General features: G+C 59.3%; 23 protein-coding genes and 1 pseudogene. 5 read left to right on the forward strand and 19 right to left on the reverse strand.

The features are described 5' to 3' along the window. Positions 1–44 precede the first annotated feature (44 nt). The 12 genes from uhpT to E5E96_RS14465 all read right to left on the reverse strand — a co-directional run bounded on the left by uhpT (position 45) and on the right by E5E96_RS14465 (position 10903). On the reverse strand, positions 45–1451 hold the full coding sequence (gene uhpT, locus E5E96_RS14410; RefSeq protein ID WP_043124246.1) for a hexose-6-phosphate:phosphate antiporter: 1407 nt from the start codon (positions 1449–1451) through the stop codon (positions 45–47). 406 nt (positions 1452–1857) lie between these two features. Then, positions 1858–2271, reverse strand: coding sequence for a CesT family type III secretion system chaperone (locus tag E5E96_RS14415; protein WP_171282449.1), 414 nt, complete (start codon positions 2269–2271; stop codon positions 1858–1860). A gap of 8 nt (positions 2272–2279) precedes the next feature. Beyond that, positions 2280–3701 (reverse strand): hypothetical protein, encoded by a 1422-nt coding sequence (locus E5E96_RS14420; RefSeq protein WP_171282450.1) that lies wholly within the window; start codon positions 3699–3701, stop codon positions 2280–2282. Positions 3702–3894: 193 nt separating this feature from the next. Then, on the reverse strand, positions 3895–5802 hold the full coding sequence (locus tag E5E96_RS14425; RefSeq protein ID WP_171282451.1) for a fructose-specific PTS transporter subunit EIIC: 1908 nt from the start codon (positions 5800–5802) through the stop codon (positions 3895–3897). Between the two features lie 661 nt (positions 5803–6463). Next, the gene (locus tag E5E96_RS14430; RefSeq protein WP_171282452.1) at positions 6464–7255 is read right to left on the reverse strand and encodes a hypothetical protein; all 792 of its coding nucleotides are present in this window, start codon (positions 7253–7255) and stop codon (positions 6464–6466) included. A 48-nt stretch (positions 7256–7303) separates the two neighbouring features. Beyond that, on the reverse strand, positions 7304–7828 hold the full coding sequence (locus tag E5E96_RS14435; protein WP_171282453.1) for a hypothetical protein: 525 nt from the start codon (positions 7826–7828) through the stop codon (positions 7304–7306). Positions 7829–7878: 50 nt separating this feature from the next. Further along, entirely contained in the window at positions 7879–8334 is a 456-nt protein-coding gene (locus E5E96_RS14440) for a hypothetical protein (RefSeq protein WP_171282454.1), read from the reverse strand. Positions 8335–8384: 50 nt separating this feature from the next. Then, positions 8385–8900, reverse strand: coding sequence for an AAA family ATPase (locus tag E5E96_RS14445; protein WP_171282455.1), 516 nt, complete (start codon positions 8898–8900; stop codon positions 8385–8387). A 69-nt stretch (positions 8901–8969) separates the two neighbouring features. Then, the gene (locus tag E5E96_RS14450; protein ID WP_171282456.1) at positions 8970–9428 is read right to left on the reverse strand and encodes a GNAT family N-acetyltransferase; all 459 of its coding nucleotides are present in this window, start codon (positions 9426–9428) and stop codon (positions 8970–8972) included. 134 nt (positions 9429–9562) lie between these two features. Continuing rightward, positions 9563–10012 carry a GNAT family N-acetyltransferase gene (locus tag E5E96_RS14455; RefSeq protein ID WP_171282457.1) on the reverse strand — a complete coding sequence of 150 codons (450 nt, stop codon included), beginning with the start codon at positions 10010–10012 and terminating at the stop codon, positions 9563–9565. 55 nt (positions 10013–10067) lie between these two features. After that, on the reverse strand, positions 10068–10343 hold the full coding sequence (locus tag E5E96_RS14460) for a hypothetical protein (RefSeq protein WP_139397454.1): 276 nt from the start codon (positions 10341–10343) through the stop codon (positions 10068–10070). Between the two features lie 95 nt (positions 10344–10438). After that, complete coding sequence (locus tag E5E96_RS14465) at positions 10439–10903, reverse strand: MerR family transcriptional regulator (protein ID WP_118881617.1); 465 nt, start codon at positions 10901–10903, stop codon at positions 10439–10441. A gap of 212 nt (positions 10904–11115) precedes the next feature. On the opposite strand from E5E96_RS14465, the gene E5E96_RS14470 reads away from it, so the two are divergent. Continuing rightward, complete coding sequence (locus E5E96_RS14470; protein ID WP_171282458.1) at positions 11116–12360, forward strand: NADH:flavin oxidoreductase/NADH oxidase family protein; 1245 nt, start codon at positions 11116–11118, stop codon at positions 12358–12360. Between the two features lie 25 nt (positions 12361–12385). On the opposite strand, the gene E5E96_RS14475 is transcribed toward E5E96_RS14470, so the two are convergent. Continuing rightward, positions 12386–13423, reverse strand: coding sequence for a Mal regulon transcriptional regulator MalI (locus E5E96_RS14475; protein WP_113994002.1), 1038 nt, complete (start codon positions 13421–13423; stop codon positions 12386–12388). 275 nt (positions 13424–13698) lie between these two features. On the opposite strand from E5E96_RS14475, the gene malX reads away from it, so the two are divergent. Both malX and E5E96_RS14485 read left to right on the forward strand, forming a co-directional pair. Continuing rightward, positions 13699–15285, forward strand: coding sequence for a maltose/glucose-specific PTS transporter subunit IIBC (gene malX / locus E5E96_RS14480; RefSeq protein ID WP_045790287.1), 1587 nt, complete (start codon positions 13699–13701; stop codon positions 15283–15285). A 73-nt stretch (positions 15286–15358) separates the two neighbouring features. After that, positions 15359–16561 (forward strand): MalY/PatB family protein, encoded by a 1203-nt coding sequence (locus E5E96_RS14485; RefSeq protein WP_171282459.1) that lies wholly within the window; start codon positions 15359–15361, stop codon positions 16559–16561. Between the two features lie 27 nt (positions 16562–16588). On the opposite strand, the gene E5E96_RS14490 is transcribed toward E5E96_RS14485, so the two are convergent. The 5 genes and pseudogenes from E5E96_RS14490 to manA all read right to left on the reverse strand — a co-directional run bounded on the left by E5E96_RS14490 (position 16589) and on the right by manA (position 22750). Continuing rightward, positions 16589–17377, reverse strand: a complete 789-nt coding sequence (locus E5E96_RS14490) for a hypothetical protein (RefSeq protein WP_171282460.1) — start codon at positions 17375–17377, stop codon at positions 16589–16591. Positions 17378–17468: 91 nt separating this feature from the next. After that, the gene (locus E5E96_RS14495; protein ID WP_017409991.1) at positions 17469–17756 is read right to left on the reverse strand and encodes a hypothetical protein; all 288 of its coding nucleotides are present in this window, start codon (positions 17754–17756) and stop codon (positions 17469–17471) included. Positions 17757–17957: 201 nt separating this feature from the next. Continuing rightward, complete coding sequence (locus E5E96_RS14500) at positions 17958–19844, reverse strand: PTS fructose transporter subunit EIIC (protein WP_171282461.1); 1887 nt, start codon at positions 19842–19844, stop codon at positions 17958–17960. 961 nt (positions 19845–20805) lie between these two features. Continuing rightward, positions 20806–21311 (reverse strand): annotated as a pseudogene (locus E5E96_RS14510) (hypothetical protein). Positions 21312–21550: 239 nt separating this feature from the next. Continuing rightward, positions 21551–22750 carry a mannose-6-phosphate isomerase, class I gene (manA, locus tag E5E96_RS14515; RefSeq protein ID WP_171282462.1) on the reverse strand — a complete coding sequence of 400 codons (1200 nt, stop codon included), beginning with the start codon at positions 22748–22750 and terminating at the stop codon, positions 21551–21553. A gap of 129 nt (positions 22751–22879) precedes the next feature. Between manA and E5E96_RS14520 the strand changes: the two genes are divergently transcribed. Both E5E96_RS14520 and icd read left to right on the forward strand, forming a co-directional pair. Beyond that, positions 22880–23755 carry an AraC family transcriptional regulator gene (locus E5E96_RS14520; RefSeq protein WP_171282463.1) on the forward strand — a complete coding sequence of 292 codons (876 nt, stop codon included), beginning with the start codon at positions 22880–22882 and terminating at the stop codon, positions 23753–23755. A gap of 202 nt (positions 23756–23957) precedes the next feature. Next, entirely contained in the window at positions 23958–25211 is a 1254-nt protein-coding gene (gene icd / locus E5E96_RS14525; protein ID WP_011705337.1) for an NADP-dependent isocitrate dehydrogenase, read from the forward strand. Positions 25212–25297: 86 nt separating this feature from the next. On the opposite strand, the gene E5E96_RS14530 is transcribed toward icd, so the two are convergent. Beyond that, on the reverse strand, positions 25298–25474 hold the full coding sequence (locus E5E96_RS14530) for a hypothetical protein (protein ID WP_011705338.1): 177 nt from the start codon (positions 25472–25474) through the stop codon (positions 25298–25300). Positions 25475–25649 lie beyond the last annotated feature (175 nt).

The following is a 25649-nucleotide window of genomic DNA, read 5'->3' on the forward strand; positions in this document are numbered from 1 at the left end:
GTGAAACCGTGCGACCGGGCAGTGACTGCCCGGTCTGCTTGGACTCAGACGGATTGGGTAGCCAAAGTGGCGGCTTTCAGCTCCCGCTTGATGCGGCGGATCTTGCGCTCTTCGGCAACCGCGACGCAGGCCATCAGCACCAGACAGGCGGCGGCGGCCATGTCCAGCGCCGCGAAGGTGCCGGTCCAGCCGGTCAGGCCGAAGATGGGGGTGCCGTCGGCAATCATGCCCAGACCCAGTTTGGCGAAGCTGTCACCGATGAGGTAGGCGAAGGTGCCCTTGACGCCATCGGCCACGCTGATGCCCTGCTTGGGCACGAAGCCCACGGCGGCCACGCCGATCAGCAGTTGCGGACCGAACACCAGGAAGCCCAGCAGGAACAGGGAGCCCAGGAACATGAACTGGGTGGTGGCGTGCTGGTAGAGCCCCAGGGTGGCGATGATCAGCGCCAGTGCCACGCAGGCCACCAGACCACGGCGACCGTTGGCCAGATCCGAGAGGTAACCCCACATCAGGGTACCGACCAGGGCGCCCACTTCGAAGAAGGTAAAGCCCTGAATGGCGATTTCCTTGGAGAAGCCGAGCTCCTGGTGGGCATAGACGGTGGACCATTGGTCGATACCGATACGCACCACGTAGAGGAAGATGTTGGCAAAGCAGAGCAGCCAGATCACCTTGTTCATCAGCACGTACTTGACGAAGATCTGCCACTTGGTCAGCTGCTGCTCTTCGGTGGCGATATCTTCTTCGCTGGCCACTTCGTCAAACAGCTCCTCCACCTTGCCGAGGCCATAGGCTTCCGGCGAATCGCTACCAAAGCGCAGGCCGATGAAGCCCACGATCAGCGCGATGATGGAGGGGAAGATGAACATGCCGAGCACGTTGCCATCGAACAGGTAGTTGGCACCGAACAGCGCCACACCGGCCGCACCGGCGCCGCCCACGTTGTGGGAGAGGTTCCACATGCCCAGATAGGTGCCGCGCTTGTTGCGGGGCGTCCACTTGGTGATGGTGGAGTAGCTGCAGGAGCCGCCGCAGCTCTGGAAGAAACCGCTGGCCGCGTAGAAGAAGATCATCAGGTAGAGGCTGAAACCGGTGCCACCCATGCTGGCACTGAAGCCCAGCATGCAGAGGGAGGAGAGGATCAGCATCAGCGGCAGGAACTGCTTGGTGTTCTTGCCATCGGCATAGTAGGAGACGATGGTCTTGCCCACCCCGTAGGTGATGGAGAAGCCAAGGCCGATCATGCCGAGCTCAGTCATGGAGAGACCGTACTCCTGGATCATGTCGTTCTGCGCAATGTTGAAGTTCTTGCGGATCAGATACATGGTCAGGTAACCAATGAACACAACCAGATAGGATTGCATAAACGGTTTGAACCAGAGCTTGCGCCGGGCTTCGACCGGCAGGTTCAGGGTGGGGACCCGGACCTGTTCGAGCAGTTTAAACATCTTCGTTCATCCTCTGCGAGATAGACGCTGTTTCCGCCGCGTTCCTCCCTTTTTGATTGGAGTTGGAGGTCACGCCACGGAAAGAACAACAGGAAGCGGGCGCGGTGCGCGGCGAGCCCCTGTCGATTGAACCCATGCCCGTCCCTTGCGCCATGGCGCGGGTCGGGTAACGACATCAGGTAGCGTGACTTTAATGAGGCGCGCTGCAAATGGCGTGAGAGCCATCCCTAGGGGGGGTAGGAAAATTTCCTAGTTTGGCGGGATCCGGCCGCGAAGCGTGAAGAGGATCACAAGCCGGCGTCGTACAGCAGAGGTGGACGGGCTCTCTCGAACCCGACAAAAGGCGAGGCCACTCGCAGGTGGCCTCGCTCGGTTTGGTCGCCGCCCGTGCCGCCTTGGCGACTGGTCATACCCTCAGGCTTGGCGGGATGCTGGCAGATGAGGGGGCATCCATTTCTCCGGTTAACGCCACCGCGCGTGCCACCAGTTGCCCCAAGGCCTGATGGAGCTGCTCGGCATTGGTCGACTCGAGGCGCTGTTGACACCAGAGGATCAGGTGATCGTCCTGCCCCAGAGCCACCCGTATGATGGCGTGCTCGGCACTGAAGAGGTTGCCTCGCAGCAGCGCCCGGGCTTGTGCCTCGCCAGCAAGGGTGCCAGCGCGCAGGAACATGACCAGGCTCTCCTCGCCGAGCGGGGCTAGATGGATGGCCCAGAGCTTGTCCAGCGTCAGGCAGGCATGGCCCGTCTCATCCTGCTCTATGGCCCCGATGTCGAGGTGTGCCGCGAGTTCGCCAAGTCGAATGGTATAAAGGTTCATGGCGTGACTCATCCCAAATAGTTGTTGCTGACGTTGAAGCGGCCCTTGTTCTCATCCTGCGGGCGGCAGAAGTGGCAGACCAGCTGGTCGGGCAGCCACCCCAGTGTGTCCTTGAACCCTTGCAGCAGGTCGGCAAAGTGCACGCCCTTGGCCTCACGGTTGAGCAGCACGAAGTCAAAAGGCTGATCGGCGCCGTTGCGATTCATTCTGCCGATCAGCTCGGCCGCCTGCTCCGGCTGGGTGCGAATGCCGCCATCCAGCCGGTAGTTGGTTGCCTCCCGGCTAAGGGTGTCGTAAATCTGGCTCTCTTCCTTGAACGCTACCAGCCCGTCCTTTAGCTTCTCGGCGAAGGCCATGGTGTTGGAGACCAGCACATTGTTGCGGGTCGAGGCAAAGTCAAATTCGATCCCCTCCGGCTTGGTAAAGGTGCCCTCATTGACGCCACTGCCGTGGGATGAGAGCAGCACATTCCGGTTGAGTTGCTGCTGACCGCTGAACAGATAGGCGATCTCCTTGCCATTGATGGTGATGGGGGTGATGGCGATCTGATGTTGCCGCTCAAGGGAAACACGTGCTGCTTCAGGCAGATTGGTACCATTGACCTTGATGTGCTGGCCATCGCTCAGGCGAACGGCAACACCATTTTTGGCAAACAGGCTGTCGGCCTTGGCAAGATCTTCTGCCCGCATGGCACTCTTGCCCGGCAGGTGGATACCGTAACTGCCTGGTTTGCTGGCACTTGGCCAGATCGCCGGACGGTCAAAGCTGGCCGCCGGCTTTTCAGCGAGCACACTGACGGCGCCGCCCCAACGCGCTTCCAGCCGTTTGGTCAGCTGACTGGCGTTGTAGGCACTCAGCTGACTTTTGGCATCGGCCAGGGTCGGTGCATGTTTCATCCCCTCGCCGGGAAGAAAGATGCCAAATTGCCCCGGTTTGCTGGCACTGGGCCAGATAGCAGCTGTATTGGTGCCTGGGGCGGGTTTGTTGGCCAATACCTGCACATCCTGTCCCGCGAAGTGGTGACACAGATCCACTGTGTTGTTCTGGGTGCGCGCCGGGATAGCCGGAGCCGGCTTGGCTGCCCGATCCGGCACTGGCGGCGGCAGCTGACGAGCGGCGGCATCCAGCAGCAGTTTGGCATCGGCGAGGGAGAGCTGGTCTGAGCGCAATCCGGCGAGAATGGCATTGCCGCCCGTCTCTTGTTGCAGCTTGAAGTTGGCGATATGGGGCAGCAAGCCCGCCACCTCCTGCTGATTGAGGGAGATGTTACGCACCTGTTCGAGGACCGTCTGGGCAAATGTCCGTTCCTGAGAGGAGATCCCAGCCCCTGTATTGGTATGGCCCTGGTTGCCGAGGCGGCCTGCCTGATCGGCATGGCCGAGCTGATTGATCTGCTGATTGACGAGTGATTGTAGAGCGTGGATCTGCATTGAACCTCCGAGCGAGTGTATGGCAAGGATTCTATGAAGATGGCGGCAGGTGCTCCGTCACTAAACGGTGCTCAATTTGTAGAAAATGGTTGTTGTTCAAAGTGGTGCTGGTTGCAGACAATAAGTTGAGAAACAACAAGAGAGGCCATGGGGCCTCTCTTGTTCCTTTGCCGTATCAATGCGGTTGGATCGTTCAGGCGGCCTTGGCCAGCGTCACCTCGTCGCTCTTTTTGACCCGCAGTTTTTTCAGGGCAACCGCCACCACACCGGTGACGATGGCGCCGCAGATCATGCAGAGCAGGGCCAGCAGCGGCTTGTTGATGGCGCCAAGCAGGGCCACGATGGGGCCACCGTGGGCGACACTGTTGGTGATGCCAAACAGGAAAGCCATCACGGCGGCGGTCATGCTGCCCAGCACGTTGGCCGGGATGACGGCGAGCGGATCACGGGCGGCAAACGGAATTGCACCCTCGGAGATCCCCACCAGGCCCATGGCGCCGGCAGCCTTGCCCGCTTCAATTTCGGTGGCGTCGAAGATGCCGAGCTTGCGACCGAGCACGGTGGCCAGCGACATGCCAAGGGGCGCGGCCGGGATGGCGCAGGCCATGGCGCCCATGAACTGGGTCTGGCCGGAGGCGATCATGCCCACCGAGAACAGGAAGGCCACTTTGTTGACCGGGCCACCCATGTCAAAGCCAGCCATGCCGCCCAGCACTATGCCCAGCAGCACCAGGCTGCCGCCGCTCATGGAGAGCAACATGGCGTTCAGGCCGGTCATCATGTCGGCGATGGGGGCTCCGATGATGAAGATGAAGACGGCGGCGATAAAGAGCGACCCGACGATGGGGGCGATCAGGATCGGCACCAGCGGCTGCACCATCTTGTGGTAGTGGCGGGTGGCAATCCAGCGCACCAGGTAACCGACCAACAGGCCTGCGATGATGGCACCGATAAAGCCGGTACCGGCGTCGGCGCCGTAGAAGCTGCCGTTGTTGGCGATCCAGCCGCCGATAAAGCCCGGTGCCAGCGCGGGTCGGTCACCGATGGCGTAGGCGATGTAGCCCGCCAGAATGGGGATCATCAGGGTGAAGGCGGCGACCCCCACGTTGAGGATCTGGTTCCACATGCTCCCTGCCGGGATCTGCATGCCGCTCGGGGTCGGATCGCCGCCGATGGCCAGTGCTAGGGCGATCAGCAGACCCCCCGTGACCACAAACGGGATCATGTGGGAGACGCCGTTCATAAGATAACGGTAGAGATCCGAGCTGCCGCCTGAGCTCTTCTCCTCGCTCTTGCGCTCATCCTTGTCCGCCACATAGACGGGGGCCTTCAGCGCCTGCTCGATGAGGCCCTTGCCATCCTTGATGGGGGCCTTCACGCCGGTCTTGATGAGCGGCTTGCCGTTGAAGCGGGCCATGTCCACCTGCTTGTCGCAGGCCACCACGATGGCTCTGGCGCGGGCAATCTCGGCCGCAGTCGGGCTGTTCTTGACGCCGATGGAGCCGTTGGTCTCCACCTTCACCTCAAAGCCCAGCTCCTTGGCGGCGCGCTCCAGGGATTCTGCCGCCAGATAGGTGTGGGCGATGCCGGCCGGGCAGCCGGTGACGCCGATGATCAGCCCCTTGTCAGCGGCCGGGGCGGCCACTTGCGGCTCTTTCTTCTCGAGCAGCAGCGCCAGCGCATCGGTAGGCGTCTTGGCTGCCAGCAGGGCATCGATAAAGCCCTCTTCAATCAGCTTGGCGGAGAGCTCGGCCAGCACCTCGATATGGTGGTTGGCGCCACCGGCCGGGGAGGCAATCATGAAAAACAGCCGTGAGGGCTTGCCATCCTCGGCGCCGTAATCGATACCGGCGCGGCTGATGCCGATGGCCACCGCCGGGGTGCTCACTGCCGCACTCTTGGCGTGGGGCAGGGCAACGCCCTCTTCAAAGCCGGTGTTGTCCAGCTCTTCCCGGGCCCACAAGTCCTTGATGAACTGCTGCTCGTCGCTGACCTTGCCTTGCGCCGCGAGCAGGCGGGTCATTTCGGTGAAGACCTCCTCCTTGCGCGTGGCCTTTAAGTCGAGCGCGATCAGCTGCTCGTTGATAAGGGTGGTGATCATGGCGTTCTCCCTGCTCCTGGCCGGAGCCTGTTGGCATCTTTTCCTGGGCTACCGCCCAGGAGATGCAGACAAAAGTGACCCCACTATTATCCCGCTCACAGGGCAGTGCACCTATCGGACAAAACTGCGAAATACTGGATTTTTGTGCGACATCACCTCGAGTGTGACCCCGATCGCACAGCAGACCAGCTGACAAAATGGGTCTGGATTGAATCGATGAGTGATTTTTTGTTTTTAATAATCAGTATCTTGGTGTTGATTCTTTCAACGTACTTTTATGATAGAGGGTGATGTTATCCGGCCAGGAAACGGTGTGAAACTGTAAATTTGTGAGGTGAAAAGAGCGGGCGGGGTGTGAGCTGTCGCACATAAATGGCGGTGATGGGGTGCTTGGTAAGGGGATGCAGGCGAGGGAATAGGTGGAGAAATGGATTGAGCCATTGGAGCCAAATAGCTCACCACAATGCACGAGTGAAACCACAGGTATTGGCCCCGTAGGGTGCAATGAACGAAGTGAATTGCACCGCTTGTTTGGGTAGGCAAGGTGGAGGTAGGAGAGGGGATTGCAGAAAAGGTATAGGTGCAATGCGCTGCGCTTATTGCACCCTACCGAATTGATGACGCGAATGCCCAAGTGCGATTGGATATTAAAATTTGCAAGCTAACTTTTGGCTATTGCTTCTGGAAGGTAAAGCCAGCGGACAAGGGGGCCTTTTCTGGAGGCAAATCGAATCTGAATCCAGTCATCTTTCTGCTCGAGAATTTCTACTTTGTCGTTATGAATAAGATAGGCTTTGGTCTTTGATGTTTTTTCAGGTGATGAGTAGAGAAAGGCTTTCTCGGATGTGACTGACCAGAGAATTTTCTTGCCATCAAAATCAATCGCAACTGTGTCCAGTTTCTCTCCCTTCTGATTAAATGTGTGTTCGTAAAGAGGGAAGGTATCAATTTCGGAGTTTTGGATCTGATACTCTGTTGTTTTATATAGCCAGAGTTCACCTTGGGCGTTATATCGGTAAGAGTCGTAATACCAGACGGGGCCAGAACGGCAAGAGCTAACTAAAGAAAGAGAATCTAATTGAACTGCAAGGTTGTAGAGATCGCCACAGGCAGATGTTGGCGTCTTCGAGTCTGCAATTTTTAGCTCTTTAAATGCTGTATTTACATGGTCATATAAGAATGCATAGAAAGCATTGTTTACCATTCCAAGATAATTGGTAATGGCAATGTCCTTATAACCATCAAAGTTGAAATCCTTTATGATAATGTCAGATTGCAGTTCATCATCTACACATATCAGCTTTTCTTTCTCTTTCCCTATCGCCAACAGATAATAACAGGCATTCTCTTTTTGTATTTCAATTTTTAATCCGTCAATAACATAAGATGAGTTTGTCTCTGCAGAGATGGATAAACACAACAATAAAGATGTAATGATGACAATATATTTCATGGTGATGTATTCTTCTGCGTGAGTTTTTGTAAGGTGTTACTTTGTAGCTTATTTACTGTCTTGGACAGTTTTTATAAGCGTAAGCTTGTTTTTCTCAACGATATAGTAATTGGTGTAATAAATAAATGACTCTCCATCTTGGCTATTTTCCACTTTGGTTGTAGTAAGAAGGTTGCTATCAATTTTGGGAGACTCTATCCATTCTCCCACACGGGTATCAGCATCATCACTTACATCATATGAGCTATACGCATTAAATACCGTATCCAGTACCTGCCCCGTGCGCTTGTTGACAAGGACCTGATTATAACAACCTGATGAACCGCATCCCCAACCTGTTAGTACATATTCACCAGCATATACTGGCTTTTGCGACAATGCTGCGGTAAGTCGGGTACGGAATGTTCTGGCCAATTCAGAGTCTAGTGAAAGTTTGGCTGGTTTACCTTTATATACAGGTGGTGCCGGATAGTCCTCTGCCCGAGGTGACACTTGAGATCCAGCTTCGCTACCAAATGTGCTTTGGCTGGATAGTCCGAGGAAGGATAAGAAGTAAATAACACATATTTTCATAATAATTTGTCTTTGTTTTTAAATTTTTATTTACACTAAGTTTTTAAAATTCATTCAGCTCTTGTACTTCTCAGCTCTTTATGTGGATTGTGTGGCAAGCAATTAACATATGCCTTAGCTGTATGAATATTACCCATATCATCAACAATAGTGCAAGTCAGATTACAAGGCTTACCAAGGTCACGACGCCAGAAATGGTGGTTTTGATATTTTGCCTCAAATTCAGATGTTATTGTGGCAGACATTATCCAGTTGATAGGTATTTTCTTATTGTATACTAATTTAGTAAGCATTTCTGAATATGATAGAGACATGATCTTCAATTCATATATATCTGGAGTTACGACCTTGGTGGTCAACTCTATAGTAACGATTTTTGACTCTTCAGATTCAAGGGATTTGTACAGCTTCCCTAATCCCCAGTATCCATCTATATCATTGTTTCTACTGGCAAAAGAATTGATGATTCCTGATGCTACACATATTAACTCTCTTCTGTGTCCCATATTTCCCCCGACAGAGACTAATCACTGTAGTTGTGACTAGCGCTCACACTCTAATGGTTAGTTACTGGTTGGTTAAGATAGAGATTTACCTCTGCCCGAGTCGTGAAACGGTGCTTGGCGTTTGGGAGTCGATCAAACAGCTCGCGATGGTATTGGCGGGAGCTTTTGCTGGCTCGCTGCCCATATTCCGATGCCCACACCAGCAGTTGTTGAAAGTTCTCTTCGGCTGCCACGGCATCCCGTTGTCTGGCGCTTTGTGATCCACGCGATAGCAGTGAATCACGGCATACAGACCAGTCGAGATCCAGAAAGAGCAGGGTATCGGCGGCATCAAGCAGTTGCTCGGCTAGGGCACCAAATACCCCTTCGACCACCCATGAGGGCTCGTGAGCAAGTGTTTGAATGGCCTGGTCAATCTTATGCTGGGGCCGTTTTTGGTTAAAGCAGCCCGGCTGCCAGACAATGGGGTCCAGATTGACCTCGCGGATAGTTAACTGTTCAGCCAATCTAGCCGCCAACCAGCTCTTGCTCGATCCCGAGTTGCCAATAATCAGAATTCGTTTCATCTTTGAGTGCTCTTTTCTGGAACAGATATCTGGAGGCTGGAAAGTAGAGGTGATGACGCTGAGAGTGGATTAAAAGTAGGTTGGCGGTTCGCCGACATAGCGTGGCCGCCTCTGAGAGAAATACATGCAATTACCCCCCGGAATGCGCCTATACCCCAGCCTCTCGTAGAAGTGATGGTCGATATCTGCATGGAGGAAGGTGGCGACGGCATCGGGACTATCCAGCAGCATGCCTGTCACCCCACGCAGCAGATGGGTGCCAAATCCTTGCTCCCTCATCGCAGGTGCCGTTGCCAGTGAACCTATGCCAAAACAGCCTTGGCCAAGGCCAAATCGGTCCCGATAGACGATAAGGGAAGAGACAGGCTGATTGCCCACAATAAGGACATACCACACACCGGAGCGGTATTTTTGACTGGCGTGGCAGTTCGCCAGATATTCAGTCGGTGACAGTCCTTCGCCCCAAGCATCAAAGCCCATCCAGAAGATGGCATTCAGTTCATCTGGGCTTGCTTTTCTTGTCTGCATCCTGCATTCATCCCTTTACCAGTGTCATGGCGATCGATATGTCTCTCGTTGCTTTCGATGAGATGTGGCGATGCTGAATTGATCCCCCCACCATTTATCCCCAGGGCGTACAGGCTGCTGAGGGTAGGGATAGCCTAGCCCAGTTCAAGGTAGAGTCGCAGCATGTCTTTGTGTTGGATGCCGTGCTCCATCAGGGGCTCGGAGTAGTGGATAAGGAAGTGCTCCTTGACGACGGCATCGACGCGAAAGCCGTGGCGCTGGTAATAGGTGAGCTGGTGGCCGAAGCTGCCGGTACCGAGCCCGACGCGGAGTACCCCTTTCCCGGCCAGGCTGGTCAGCACGAAGCGCAGCAGGCCGGAGCCGATGCCTTGCTGCTGGCGGTTGGGGTCAACGGCGATATTGAAGATTTCGGCCGTTTGCTCCCCCACCAGACCTGCCACGCAGGCGCCTACTACCTCGTTGCCCGCCAGGGCAGCAAAGCCCCAGGCGCCAGGCAGATAGGCGGCAATGCGCTGCTCTGCGGGATCTGCCTCCAGCAGCAGCGCCAGCGGCAGTTGATTGGGGTCCATCTCGACAAACGTCATATTTATTTCTCTTTTATCCCGCTCTGACGGTCCGTGGTGCACCGTCCTCTGGGCCTCAATACTCCAGAAACTTCTCGCCGCAGCGCTCGCAGATCAGGTGCTTTACATGGGTAGCCTGATAGGCGAGGGTCTGGCCGAATACCGCGTTGGTCAGACTGCTGGAGCGAAAGGCTTGCCAGAAGGCTTTGCGGGGGTCCTTGGGCATGATGTCCTGAGTGTGATCGCGGGCGACCAGCACCACGATATGGCGGGTGCGCTCCCGGCATTTGTCACAGCGATGGATTTCGCTTGGTGGCTCGCTTTGGGGTTGGGCGGTGCACTCTGTTGTCATGATGATGACCTGTTATGGATGGCGCGCCCATCATAGTCTTCTTCAGTTGGCTCTCAATCCCCCATGCTGGGGGCGTGTGCTGGTTGCGAGCGGGATCACTTTTTGGGGTGCGTAACGGGCTTGGTTGCGATGGTTTTTTTTGCGATGCCCTCGGGGGAGGGAATACCCATGCTGGCCAATACCCGGGCGGCGTTCTCTTCACACGGCATCTCGTCGGGTTTGGACTCCACCAGCCGGATCAGGGCCTGCAATTGCTGCTTGCTGTGGGCAAGTCTTGCCTCCAGCGCTTCTATGTCGCTCACCTTGGCCTCGAGCGCCGCCAGTAGCGGGGCGTGTTGCCAAGAACTGATATCTGCGGGCACCAACTGCTTGATCTCGTCGAGGGAGAAGCCCGCCTGTTGCGCCTGGCCGATGATGGTCAGCAAGGGTACCGTCTCGGGCGGGTAGTCGCGATAGCCATTGGCACCCCGCCGTACCTTGCTGAGCAGGCCTCTGGCTTCGTAGAAGCGGATGGCCGAGGCCGCCATGCCGGTCTGTTTGGCCAGTTCACCGATCTTCATCTTGCCTCCTGGGCTGCGGGTTGGCGGGTCTGACCGCCGAAAGGGGGGCTCAAGGGGAATTCTAGGGTTAAAGCCCGCTTGAATGTCAACGGTCCTATGGGCTGTGCGGGTGGATACCATTTCTCCCATCGCGACGGCATCCCGATAAGGGGGCTTGACCTTCAAGTCAGCTTCAAACTTATGGTGGGGTCCTCATTACCGAGGAGATCGCCATGAACCCATTTACTCCCCTGACCCTGCCCAATGGCAGCCAGCTTATCAACCGCCTCGCCAAGGCGGCCATGGAAGAGAACATGGCCGACCGTGACCATGCTCCCTCAGAGGCGCTGATCCAGCTTTATCGGACTTGGGCAGAGGGTGGCGCCGGCCTGCTCATCACCGGCAATGTGATGGTGGACGGCCACGCCATGACGGGGCCGGGGGGCGTGGTACTAGATTCCCACGATCTCTCCCCAGCGCTGACCGAGCGTTTCAGTGCCTGGGCCGAGGCGGCCAAGAGCGGGGGCGCCCAGATCTGGATGCAGATCAACCACCCCGGTCGCCAGATGCCGGCGGCGCTGGGGCAGCCCACCCTGGCCCCTTCCGCCGTGCCTATGGCGCTCGGCAGTTTCTCGAGGCAGTTCGCCCCGCCCAGAGCCATGAGCGAGGCCGACATTGCCGAGGTGAAAGCTCGCTTCATCAACACGGCGCTGTTGGCACAGCGTGTCGGTTTTGACGGGGTGCAGATCCACGCCGCGCACGGCTATCTGCTGAGCCAGTTCCTCTCGCCGCTCACCAACCAGCGCAGTGATCGTTGGGGCGGCGGCCTTGAGAATCGAGCCCGCTTGCTGCTGGAGATAGTAGAAGGGATCCGCCAGCAGGCGGGGGAGCGCTTTTCACTATCGGTCAAGCTCAACTCCGCCGACTTTCAGCGTGGCGGCTTCAGCACCGAGGATGCAAAGGCGGTGGTGGAGATGCTCAACCCGCTCGGGGTGGATCTGGTGGAGCTCTCCGGCGGCAGTTACGAGGCGCCCGCCATGCACGGCCAGGCCCGCGATGGTCGGACTCTGGCGCGGGAGGCCTATTTTCTGGCGTTCGCTCGGGAGATCGTCTCTGTTGCCCATATGCCCGTGATGGTGACCGGGGGAATTCGCCGCTACCCGGTGGTGGAGCAGGTGCTTGGCAGCGGGGTGGCGGTCGCCGGCATGGCCACTGCGCTGGCCATCGCCCCGGATCTGCCTGCTAGATGGCACCGTGAACAGGCGGCAAGTGCCGAGCTCAGGCCCATCCCCTGGCGCAACAAGGTGCTGGCCTCGGTAGGTTACATGGCGATGGTGAAATACCAGTTGCGGCGGCTGGGGCGCGGGCAGCCGAGCCGCCCCAAGATCGCGCCCGCCCTGGCGCTGGCCTGCCAGCAGTGGCAGACCCTGCTTGGCAACGCCCGCTATAGACGCTGGATCAAGGCGCAGGAAAAGTGAAGGGGGGGCTTGCCACCCAGCGAACTCAGGCCGATGCCCGCTTTTGCAGGCTGGGGATGATGAGATGGCGGTTGGGGGCGAGCTCGGGTTGCTGCAATCGGGTCAGCAGGCGCAGGGCCGCCTGGCGGCCGATGTCGCGGGCCGGCGAGCTGACGAAGGTAAGGGCGGGGAAGGTGAGTTCGGCCTCCGCCACATCGTCAAAGCCGAGCAGGGCCACCTGTTGGCCGACGTAGTTGTCCTTGCCTACGCTGCGCCCGCTCGCCTCGACGCCGTAGATGGCGCCGAGGGCTACCTCCGGGTAGTGGCAGAGCACGGCGGTCACCTTGGGATGCCGGTGCAGCAGCTGGGCGATGGTGTCGGCGGCGCTGCGCTGGGTGCGCTCGCACTCCAGTACCCACTCCGGTTTGAAGGGGAGGCCGTATTGCAGCAGGCTGGCACAGTAGCCGCCGATGCGCTCGGCGCGGGTGAGGGAGTCGGCCCGCCCGCCGACGTAGGCGATATGGCGGTGGCCCTGCTCGATGAGATAGGTGGTGGCCTGCTGGGCGGCGTGGGTGTTGTCCGGGCCGATAAAGTCCACGTCGTCCCGATAGTAGGAGCGGGCGGCGCACACCAGCGGCAGCGCCGAGCCGAGCAGGTTCTCCAGCGGCTTGGCGGCGGCGCCGCGCACCGGGTTGAAGATGATGCCCGCCACCCCCTGGCGCGACAGGGACTGGATGCTCTGCTGCAACCGCTCGGGGCTGTGGCCGCACTGGGTCAGAAACAGCAGATAGCCCTGTTGCTCCAGTACCTCGCTCACCCCGGCGGTCACCTCGGTGTAGAAGGGGTCGGTGATGTCGCGCAGGATCAGCCCCACCAGGTTGGACTGCTGGCTGCGCAGGTTGGCGGCGGCGCTGTTGGGTACGTAGTCGAGCTCTTTTATCGCCTGCTGCACCCGCTCGGCGGTGGCCGGCGAGATGCGCCCCTTGCCGCGCAGCACCATGGAGACGGTGGTGACCGAGACCCCGGCCAGCCGGGCCACGTCGGTGATCTTGGGGTTGTTGGCGAGCAGCGGTTTGGGCGACATAGGCAGGCGGTGGCGATCAAGGCGAAGAGAGGAGGTGCACAGCATACCCGCTTGGGTTGCCGAGTGAAACGTTACATCCAGCACCCATGGATCTGCCTCACAAATTTGAGGAACAGCGTCCAGCAGGGCGGTTGAACTGTGATCCTGTCGGCACTTGTGAGTTGATAAAACGTTTTATCATCCAGCAAAACCAGATACGGTTCGCCGTTGCCATCCGTCAGGGAGGCTACCGGGCAGGCGTATCGAATGACCCTCACCTCACAAGGATCTGACACATGGCCAAGTCCCCCGCCAAATCCACCATCTGGGAGTTCCTGCAGAGCCTCGGCAAGACTTTCATGCTGCCGGTCGCCCTGCTGGCCTTCTCGGGTATTCTGCTCGGTGTCGGCAGCTCGCTCACCAGCGATGCGGTCAAGCAGAGCATGCCCTTTCTCGACAATACCGTGCTGCAACTGCTGTTCCTCTGGATGACCAAGGTCGGGCTGGTGGCCTTTATCTACCTGCCGGTGATGTTCGCGGTGGCCATTCCGCTGGGTCTGGCACGGGAAGAGAAGGGGGTGGCGGCCTTTGCCGGTTTCGTCGGCTACGCGGCGCTCAACCTCTCCATCAACTTCTACCTCACGGTGGCCAATGTCATCGGTGACGGGGCGGCAGAGAAGGCCTACGGGGTGAAATCCATCCTCGGCATCAGCTCCATCGACACCGGCATTCTGGGGGCCATCATCGTCGGGGTGATCGTCGCCAAACTGCACGCCCGTTTCTACACCTACCAGATGCCCGATGCGCTCGCCTTCTTCGGCGGCGCCCGCTTCGTGCCCATCATCACCGCCATCGTGCTGGGGGTGGTCGGTCTGGTGGTGCCCCTGGTCTGGCCCTGGTTTGCCGCCGGCATCAACGGCATCGGGACGCTTATCTCCCACGCCGGCCCCTTCGGCCCCTTCCTGTTCGGTACCGGCGAGCGGCTGCTGCTGCCGCTCGGTCTGCACCACATTCTGGTGGCGCTCATTCGCTTTACCGAGGCGGGCGGCACATCGCTGGTGTGCGGCAACGAGGTGAGCGGCGCGCTCAACATCTTCTACGCCGAGCTCTCCTGCGCCGATACCACCCAGTTCTCGGTATCGGCCACCTCCTTCCTCTCTCAGGGCAAGATGCCGGCCTTCCTCGGCGGCTTGCCGGGGGCGGCGCTCGCCATGTATCACTGCGCCCGCCCGGAAAATCGCGGCAAGATCAAGGCGCTGCTGGTCTCCGGTGTGGTGGCCTGCGTCATCGGTGGCATCACAGAGCCGCTGGAGTTCCTGTTCCTGTTCGTGGCGCCTGTGCTCTACGTCATTCACGCCATCCTGACGGGTTTGGGCTTTATGACCATGGGGCTGCTCGGCGTCACCATCGGCAACACCGACGGCAACCTCATCGATTTTCTGGTGTTCGGCGTGCTGCAGGGCACCGCCACCAAGTGGTATCTGGTGCCGGTCGCTGCGGCCATCTGGTTTGCCATCTACTACGGGGTGTTTCGCTTTGCCATCGTGCGCTTCAACCTCAAAACCCCTGGCCGTGAAAAAGAGAGCCGCGAGATTGAGGCCAGCGAGGCTGCCCAGCCCGCGGGCAAGAAGGCAGGCAACAGCGGTTACAACGGCGAGGTGATCCTGAACGCCTTGGGCGGCGCCGACAACATCCTGGCGCTCGATAACTGCATCACCCGCCTGCGGATGTCGGTGCAGGACATGAGCCGGGTCGATGACAAGGTATTGAAGGCGAACGGCGCCATCGGGGTGATCAAGCTCGACGAGCACAACCTGCAGGTGGTGATCGGGCCTCAGGTCCATCTGGTGAAAAACCAGCTGCAGAGCCTGATGGGGGCCTGATCCGGCCCTCTGTTACCCTACCTCGGGGGCGCCATGCCCCCTTGTTCATTGCTGTTTTACTGGTGAGAAAGAGATGCCCAATACCGACTCCTTTGATTTTGATCGCGTCGTCGATCGCCACGGCACCTACTGCACCCAGTGGGACTATGTGGCTGACCGTTTTGGCCACGCTGACCTGCTCCCCTTTACCATCTCCGACATGGATGTCGAGACAGCCCCCTGCATTCGCGCGGCCCTGGCCAAGCGCCTTGAGCATGGGGTCTTTGGCTACAGCCGCTGGAATCACGACGACTTCAAGGGGGCGGTGAGCAACTGGTTTGCCAGCCGTTACGGAGTGCAGCTCGACCCTGACACCCTGGTCTACGGCCCTTCGGTCATCTACATCATCGCCCAGCTGGTGAGCCTCTGGTCTGCGCCGGGCGAAGGCGTGCTGGTGCATACCCCCGCCTACGACGCCTTCGGCAATATGCTGGCTGCCAACGACAGGGTGCTGCTGCCTTGCCCGCTCAAAAAAACAGAGGGGAGTTACCAGATCGACTGGGCCTGCTTTGAGCAGCAAGCCGCTCGCCCCGATTGTCGGATTTTGCTGCTCTGCAGCCCCCACAACCCCACCGGCCGGGTCTGGACGCGGGATGAACTGGGCCGGATGGCCGCTATCTGCCAGCAGCACGGAGTCAAGGTCATCTCGGACGACATCCATATGGATGTGAGCTTTGCCCGCTACCTGCCGTGGAGCGAGGTGGCAGAGGACGAGAGCTGGGCGCTGGTGAGCTCGGGTTCGAAATCCTTCAATATTCCCGCCCTTGGCGGCGCCTACGCCTTTATTGCCAACGCCGAGGCGCGGGCCGGCTATCTGCAGCGGCTCAAGGCGGCCCATGGCCTCTCATCGCCGCCCATTCTCGGGGTGCTGGCCCATATCAGCGCCTATCGCGATGGCGGTGTCTGGCTTGATGCGCTCAAATCCTATCTGCACGGCAACCTGACCCAGGTGGCGGCGCGGCTCAACGCCGCCTTCCCCGCCATCGGCTATCGGGTGCCCGAGGGGACCTATCTCGCCTGGATTGATCTGCGTGGCCTTGGCATCGACACCACCGAACGGATGGATGCGCTGCAAACCTTGCTGGTGGAAAAATACCGGGTTGCCATCATGCGCGGCGACACCTACGGCCCGGAAGGCACAGGCTATCTTCGCCTCAACGTTGGCTGCCCGCGCTCGAAAGTAGATAAAGGCCTAGATGCCCTGATCAGCGCACTGCAAGAGCTGCTGGCCAGATAGCGCGCCGCCGCCCGAGGGCGGCGGTTGCTATTTCGAGGCGACCTTTGCAGGCCGATAGCGGGTCTCTTCTATCTGATCAAAGCGCAGGATCAGGGTATCGCCCCCCTTGAGGCGATAGGCGCAGTGGGAAGCGTTGCAGGCGATGCGGATATGGGGCTCATCCCCCAGCAGGGGAGACTGACCATGGGCCTCAGTCTGCGGCCATTTGTCTTGTTCTAACTGGTCTATCTGTTTTTGGGCAAGTTCTTCGCCTATGGGTTTGAGATGTTCAGAGGCCATGATGACCAGCAAGGGAGGGACGATGAAAATAGCGAGTTTGAAAATAGAACTCTGCAACCAGATCATGGTGTGGAAGGTTAAGGGGGCTGGGTAGTTATTGGCGATTTTTCCTCCCTTTAGTACCAAAGGGGTTAGGACAAAAAAGCGGATAACCCACCAGGAGAGAGTCAGACGCCACCTCACAGTAAACAACATGGCAAAGAGAGTAAGAAAAAGCGTTCCTAGCGCAGCGATTACTGGGACTACGTAGGGTAAAAGCAGCTGGATAAGCAGATAGAAACCGGTAAAAAGTGTGTTGTCGGCGGGTGGAGAAAACTCCGTTGAGTCCAGTCTGAATTGCCCCAAGTAACCTTGGTAATAGCGCATTCCCACAAAGTACACAGCCGCCGTCATTAAGGGGATCAGAGCGCATAGAATACCGACGAATCCCAGTATGCCTCCTTTCTCTTCTTCCTCATCTTTTGCCGCCCGCAGTTCTTGCAAATGTTTTTTAAGCCAGCGTCTGCGCAGGGTGTTCAGATCCAGATCTGGTGTCATCAAATCCCTTCGTGCTGTTTGGGTCTGGTAGTGATGAAGGTTAAGCCGTCAAGGAGGAGGCGTACAGTAATGGCATGGCGGCGGCATTCTGTCAGAGAATGGCGCGGCTGCGAAACAGCACCTTGCCGCAGGCCAGGCAGGTGTGGCGCAGACGGTAATCGCCGGCGCCGGTCAACGGGCTGAACAGCACCTTGTGCGAACCGCAGGCACAGCAACTGGCGTTTTCACTGTCGTCGGTGGCGCATTCGGGATGGCGGGCGAGGTACTCGGGCAGGGTGGGCAGCTTGTCCCAGTCGGGCTGGGTCACCGCGCGATTCTTGAGAATGATGCCGGCGGTCACCAGACCCGCCAGGGTGAGCAGTACGTCCGTCAATTCCATGTTTTGCAAGGCTCCGTCCAGGTGCGGTCGCCAGGCCGGCTGGCAGGCGAAGGCACAATATGGCTCCTATCTTATCGATCCTGAGGGGGAGGGCGCTATCCCCGTTCGGGCGGCTGACGAACGGGGTTTGCTGTTGCCTGATACCGAGATAAAAGAAGGGGCCCAGAGCCCCTTTTGTCATATATCTCTCAACTGCCGTTGTCAGGCCACCTGGCGCCCTGGCTGGGTGCGGGCCAGCAGCCCTTCCGGGTTGTGGATGGCCTCCCGGGTCTTCACGTCGATGACCTCGATATTAGCGAAGCGCTCCTTGTTCTTGATGGCCACATCGTGGGCAAAGATCACGCAGCGGGCGTTGGCCACGTCCTTGGCGCTGATGCGGTTGATGATGCCATTGGCGCCCTGGGTTTCCACTTTGAGCTTGATGCCGGCCTTGGCGGCCGCTTTTTGCAGGCTCTTGGCGGCCAGGAAGGTGTGGGCCACGCCGGAGGGGCAGGCGGTGATGGCCAGTACTTCGGCTTCCCCTTCCGCCTCGATGATCTGGTACTCCTCCTGGCGCTCGTTGCTCTCTTCGGTGTCGCTGACCGGCTTTTTCAGCAGGTTGACGATAAGGGCCGTGGTGAGGGCGCCGAGGATGGTACCGAGGATATAGCCCATCTTGCCCTCCACTACCGGCAGCACGATCCAGCCGCCCCAGGGGGCGTGGTTGATGCTGTGCATCATGAAACCGGTGATGTTGCCGACGATGCCGCCTGCGACGATGGCCGGGATGACGCGCACCGGGTCGGCGGCGGCAAACGGAATGGCCCCCTCGCTGATGCCGATCATGCCCATGATGGCGGCTGCCTTGCCCGCTTCACGCTCCTCTTTCTTATAGCGCTTGGGCGAGAGCAGGGTCGCCAGCGCCATGCCGAGCGGCGGCACGCAGATGGCGATGCCGACCCCACCCATCAGCCAGGGCTGGGTGTTGACCTGGGTCTGGGCGAACAGGGTGGCCACCTTGTTGATGGGGCCGCCCATGTCAAAGGCGGTCATGCCACCGAGGATGGCCCCCAGCATCACCTTGCCAGAGCCCGCCATGCTGGAGAGCCAGTGGTTCATCCCTTCCATCATGGCGGCGATGGGGGCGCCGATGACCCACATGACGATGCCGCACACCAGGAAGGTGCCGATGAGCGGATAGATGAAGATGGAGCCGAGCGAACTCATGGAGTCCGGCAGCTTGATGCGTTTGAGCTGGTTGACGATGAGGCCGGCGATAAAGCCCACCAGGATGGCGCCGAGAAAACCGGTATGAAACTGCTGCACTGCAATCCAGGAGCCGATCATGCCGGGGGCCAGGCCCGGTTTGTCTGCCATGGAGTAGGCGATGTAGCCGCCCAGCACGGCGGTAAACAGGGTGAGCCCGGCAATCCCCATGTCGGCCATGTCCTTGAGCACGCCCGCCTCGGGCACGGCGCCCTTGCCGCTGATCATGACCGACAGCGACAGCAAGACGCCCCCCGCGACTATGAAGGGGATCATGTGGGAGGTGCCAAACAGCAAATGCTGCTTGAGGGTGTTGAGCTGGGCCTTGATGCCGCGCTCCTGCGGCTCCGCCGGCTGGGCAGGTTGCGCCTGAGGGGCGGCAGGGGCTGCGGACGGCCCTGGTGCGGCCAGCAAGGCGAGTACCTCGGCGCGGCTGGTGGCCGCCTGCATGCTGGCGATGAAACCGGGTTCCAGCAGCTTGGTGGAGAGCTCGGCCAGCACCTCGATATGGTGGTTGGCGCCGCCCGCCGGGGAGGCAATCATGAAGAACAGCTTGGAGGGCTCGCCATCTTCGGCGCCGTAGTCGATGCCCTGGCGGCTGATGCCGACCACGATGGCGGGCTCTCGCACCGCCTCGCTCTTGGCGTGGGGCAGGGCGACTCCCTGCTCGAAGCCGGTGTTGTCCAGCTCCTCTCGCGCCCAGAGGTCGCGGACAAACTGATCCTGACTGGCTATCTTGCCGCTGGCCTTGAGCCTGGCGGCCAGTTCGACAAACAGCGCCTGCTTGTCGCGGGCCGCAAGTTCGAGGCAGATCAATCCTTCATCTATCAGGGTGGTGAGCATGGTTCTCTCCTGGCTGGTGCCGTCCGAATGGAACTGGTCCTGTTGAAAACGGTGGTGCAACGGGTTGACCTGCCTATTGTTTCTCCCAAGTGCCTCGGCCGAAATCGGAGATATGTGCCCTTTACTGGATTTTTGTGTCGATGGCGCCTGCCTGTGACCCTGCTCGCATTTTATCCTGCCTGTGCTGGGGAACTGGTTTTTATAAAAATGCATTTAAAAACAGTCTGTTATTTTTAATCTGAGTGCGGCTGATGACCAATAAGTGGTGAGCCTGAATGCTGTCGGCAGGCGGCGGGATGGAGATTTGTGCGCTCGAGCAGGCGAGAAAATTGTGAGCCGGTCGGCAAAAGCGGCGACCTGGCCGTAGGGGATGCTCATGGTGGCGGGGTGGCAGGAAACACAAGAAGGGGGTGTGAAAAATCAGTGCATAATCGGCCGATTGAAAAGGGTATGCAGACTTGCAGTGGTGTGAATGTAACCATTTGATAAATAGTTGTTTGTTCTTTCTTGGTTGGAGTGGGAAGAGGCGGTTTTGACCTTCTTTTGATGGTCTGTCGAGAGACGTTTAATCATTTTTTAGATTGCTTTTTGCATATCCAATCGTTTATTTAGTTGGACAGTTTTGGCAAACCGGAAGTCAAACCTGATGAACCGACAGGCCAACGCCCTTGATGCGGAGTGTGCCGTCAACCCGTTTTACTTGTCATGTTCACCCAGATGTAAGGAGACATCCCGATGGAAAAACTGGTCCAAGAGATCGACACCATGCGCGAAGAGTTCAAGCAACAGGAGCGCAAACAGGCCCACGACAAATGGCAGGCCAGGGTCGAAGAGCTGCAGCAGATCCGCGCTGAAGAACCTCAGCCGGAGGCCGTGGAGGAGTGACCCCGTGGCCAGCCCGGCGCTGATGCGTACGCGGCCCGGCAGAATGCAAAACCCCCGCCGGCACGGCGGGGGTTTTTTATTGCGGCTCGATGGCGTTGTGGCTCTGCCATTGGCGCAGGCGTTGCTTGAGGGAACCGTCGCCGGGGGGATGAAGTCATCCATCAGGTAGCAGCGATTGTCGCCGCTCTGTTGAAAGTGGAGGCTGACCGTCTGCGGCTCTTTCTGGGTGTCGGAGAGGGCGAACAGATACTGCATCCTGACCGTTACTCCTTGCTCTTGCTCGTTGGCCAGGGTGAAGCTGACGGGTTCGCTCACCTCGCCATCCTGGGCGTTGATCCAGGGATCGGCATCGATGGCGCACACCTCGCCGTCGGCGTTGCAGGCGGCCTCGCTGCTTAGCACGGCGAAGAAGTCGGGGGTGAGCAGTGCCTTGAGCGGCGCCGGGTCGGCGTAATAGAAATCCTTGTGCTCGTTCCAGAACGCCTTGGCCAGCCTGAGTGCCACCCCCTTGTCACAGGCGGCATGCACCGGGCTGCCCAGCAGCGCCAGCAATAAAACGGATAGTCCGCAGTAGCCTTTCATTATGTTCTTCCTGAACTGGTGCCGGGTGACTGTGGTGGCTCCGGCGAGGGTCAAGGCGCAGTGATAGCCAGACGGGCATGATAGCCAACCCGGCAGAGGACGACAGCAGGATCTGATGAATTTATGCCGCACATCAAGAAATTTGTCGGCAGAGGGCAGGGGGGCGCTGTGGCTGAGACCGCCAAAAAACAAGGGCCATCCTGGATGGCCCTTGTGGTCATGGGTCGATTTGAATCGGTTTAGCAGCGGTTGCCGGCGCGGGCGACCCGTCCCTCGGCCAGCAGCTGGTAGCGGCCGGTGGCGGCCGGGATGAAGGCGGACTGCCCCTTCTCGAGGCGCAGAGTGTCGTCGCCGCGCTTGAGGGTCACGGCCTCGTCGATGGCAAACAGGATCTCGGCGCTGGCGGTGGTGAGCTGGTGCTCGCCCGCCGGGTAGACGCTGAAGGTGAAGTCCGGCACCGGCACCTCGAAGTGCTGCACCGCCCCTTCCACGCGGGGGGCAAGCAGGATCTGGTCGTCCGGCTTGGGTAAGCAGCGGGTGCAGGCCAACAGCTCTGCCACGTCTATGTACTTGGGGGTGAGCCCGGCGCGCAGCACGTTGTCGGAGTTGGCCATGATCTCGAGGCCAGTGCCGCGCACATAGGCGTGCGGGGTGCAGGCGTCCAGATACATCGCCTGACCGGGCTGCAGGGTCACCACGTTGAGCAAGAGCGGCGAGAAGAGCCCCACATCTCCCGGGTACTGGGCGGCCAGGCTGGTGATCAGCGCAAAGGTCTCTTCATCCTGATGAGCCGCGGCATAGGCCAGCAGCCCCGCCAGTGTCTCCTCCTTGCACGCCCCTTCCAGCACCAGCAGCTGGTGGAAGAAGTGCTGCAGACCCGCTTCATTCTGGCTGGCGGCGAGGGCGGCGACCAGCTCGGCAAGGGTGGGCAGCTTGACCCGCTCGAACAGCGCCAGGATGGCCGGGATGGCGCGAAAGCCGTTCATCGCCTGATAGGGGGTGAGGGCAAACACCAGCTCGGGCTTGTGGTTGGGATCCTTGTAATTGCGATTGGCTGCCTTGGGCGAGATGCCGGCGGCCTCTTCCTTGGCAAAGCCCGCTTCGGCCTGCGCCTTGCTCGGGTGCACCTGAATGGAGAGGGCCTTTTCGGCGCACAGCACCTTGAACAGGAACGGCAGGCTGCCGAAACGGGCCTGGGTGGCCTCTCCCAGCACGGCGGCGGGGGCGCGCTCTATCAGGGTCGAGAGCTTTTGCGCCTGTCCGGCCAGTACTACCTCGGAGCAGCCATTGGGGTGGGCTCCCATCCAGAGTTCGGCCTGGGGCTTGCCCGCCGGATTGGGGATGCCGAACAGGGTGGTGAGGGCGTCATGGCTGCCCCAGTCGTAGCCTTGAATCGGATTTTGCATTGACAAAAAAGAGGGCAGATCGCGACTGCTCATAAGGGATGCCTCATTTGGTGTGCAGAAAATCGGGTGCAGAAAAGGGTGGCATTGCTGCCGTGGACCGGACTATAACATGGGCGGTCGCGGGCACCGCAACCGCTTGCCTCTCTCTTGATCAGGATCAGCATGTCTCTTGTCTTCAGCCAGTTGCTCGATGGCGCCCTCCACGAGCAGGCCCCCTTCGACCAGATCTGGTTTGCCCAGGATCAGGGGGTACCGCCCGGTTTCAGCTATCAGGTCAACTTTCCCCGCCTCGAGCTGGTGTTCAGCGGCGAGTACCGCAACCAGATCTGGGACAGGGAGCAGGGCTGCCAGGAGATCTGCATCGCCCCGGGGCAGGCGCTCTACATCCCCCCCAATGGCTGGAACAAGCCGCTCTGGACCACCGACTGCTCGGTGCTGAGCCTGCTGTTCGGCAAGCGCCAGCTCGGCTTCAGTCTGGTGAGCAAGCGGCGGGAAGACCCCGATTTTTTTGACGTGCAAAAGCACAGCATCATGGCCCGGGCCGGCCATGTGAACGAACACATACTGGCGGCACTCAACGTGCTGACCGAGGATCCCGCTCGCTCCCCCACCGACAATCACCTGCTGCAGGCGCTGCTCACCAGCGTGCGCCAGCTGCTGGCCGAGTCCACCTTCGAGCGGCCGCGGGGGGCCGAGCTGTTTCACGGGATCTGCATCTATATCCAGGAGAACTTTCACCGCCCCATCAGCCGGGATTCGATCGCCCATCGCTTCAACGTCTCGGCCAGCCACCTGTCGCACCTGTTTCGCGAGCAGGGGCACATGCGCCTGGCCGATTACATCAGCTGGGTGCGCATCGATCGGGCCAAGTTCATGCTCAAGAAATACCGTTTTCGCCTTGAAGAGGTGGCCAGCCGCTGTGGTTACAGCGATGTGAACTATTTTTGCCGGGTGTTCAAGCAGAAGACCGGGCTGACCCCCTCCCAGTACCGGGCACTCAGCCAGCCACAGGGGCAGGCCGAGGGGCTGGCAGAATAAGCAGGGATGCTGCTGGAGCCTGTCCAACTCAGGCACCGGCGGGGCTGCTTCGGATCCGGAGCAGGCAGAAGGGACGCATTGTGATCCAGTGCGCGACTATGGTCTGACATGCGTGCTCGCCATTTGATTCTGCAAATGGATGGGCTTAAGATGGCCGCGCGCAACTTACAGATTGATAACAAACGGAAGTTAGGAGATGCCGATGGAAAGCAAAGTAGTTATCCCGACCCAGGGTCAAAAAATCACAGTCGATGCCAACGGCAAGCTGCAGGTTCCCAACCATCCGATCATTCCGTTTATCGAAGGGGATGGCATCGGTGTGGACGTGACCCCGGCCATGTTGAATGTGGTGAATGCCGCGGTCGAGAAAGCCTACAAAGGCGAGCGCAAGATCGCCTGGATGGAGATCTACACCGGCGAGAAGTCGACTCATGTCTATGGCGAAGGTGCCTGGCTGCCGGCCGAAACCCTGGATTTCATTCGTGAATACTGCGTGGCCATCAAGGGCCCGCTGACCACCCCGGTCGGCGGCGGTATTCGCTCCCTCAACGTGGCCCTGCGCCAGGAGCTGGATCTCTACATCTGCCTGCGCCCGGTCCGTTACTACGAGGGCACCCCGAGCCCGGTCAAGCGTCCTGATCTGACCGACATGGTGATCTTCCGCGAGAACGCCGAAGACATCTACGCCGGCATCGAGTGGAAAGCCGACAGCGACGAAGCCAAGAAGGTGATCGCCTTCCTGCAAAACGAGATGGGCGTGAAGAAGATCCGCTTCCCCGAGACCTGCGGCATCGGCATCAAGCCCATGTCCAAGGCCGGTACCGAGCGTCTGGTGCGTGCCGCCATCGAGTATGCCATCGACAACGATCGCGACTCCGTGACCCTGGTGCACAAGGGCAACATCATGAAGTTCACCGAAGGTGCCTTCAAGGATTGGGGCTACGCCCTGGCCCAGAAAGAGTACGATGCCCAGCTCATCGATGGCGGCCCCTGGTGCTCCTTCAAGAACCCGAAAACCGGCAAGACCATCGTGGTCAAGGACGTCATCGCCGACGCCTTCCTGCAACAGATCCTGCTGCGCCCGGCCGAGTATGACGTCATCGCCTGCATGAACTTGAACGGCGACTACATCTCCGACGCGCTGGCGGCCCAGGTGGGCGGCATCGGCATCGCGCCGGGTGCCAACATCGGCGACGGCGTGGCCCTGTTCGAAGCAACCCACGGCACCGCGCCGAAATACGCCGGTCAGGACAAGGTCAACCCCGGCTCCCTGATCCTCTCTGCCGAGATGATGCTGCGCCACATGGGCTGGACCGAAGCGGCCGACCTCATCATCAAGGGGATGGAAGCTGCGATCCGCAACAAGACCGTCACCTATGACTTCGAGCGTCTGATGGAAGGGGCCACCCTGCGCTCCTGCTCCCAGTTCGCCCAGGACATGGTCGACCAGATGTAATCCGGGTCACTGAAATGCAAAACCGGCGCCATGAGCGCCGGTTTTTTTATGGGTGATGGGCGGGTGCCGAGGGGGCACCCAATGGGTCAGGTGGTCTTTTCCACGTGCTGCTGGTAGATCTGCTGCCACTTGCTGAACTCGGCCTCGTCTCCCTGGGCCTGCCAGAACTCGCAGATGGAGCTGGCGAGTTCGGATGCCATGGCGTGATCCCCATCGCGGCGACTCATCAGATATTGTCCCAGCCAGCTTTGATATTGTTTCATTGCCCGATCTCCTTATCTCGTGTGTCTTGCTGACCGCCGCCAGGCTTTGTGCCGGACGGGGCCATCAGGCCACGGTTTTTCTGCATGCCCGTGATGGTTGTGATCGACGGATTGGGTCGCGATCTCGCCGGATCAGGGCGCCAACGTGGGTGCAGATGTCAAAAAACGGCCACTA

The organism is Aeromonas sp. 1805 (genome assembly GCF_013085525.1).
Taxonomy (GTDB): domain Bacteria; phylum Pseudomonadota; class Gammaproteobacteria; order Enterobacterales; family Aeromonadaceae; genus Aeromonas; species Aeromonas hydrophila.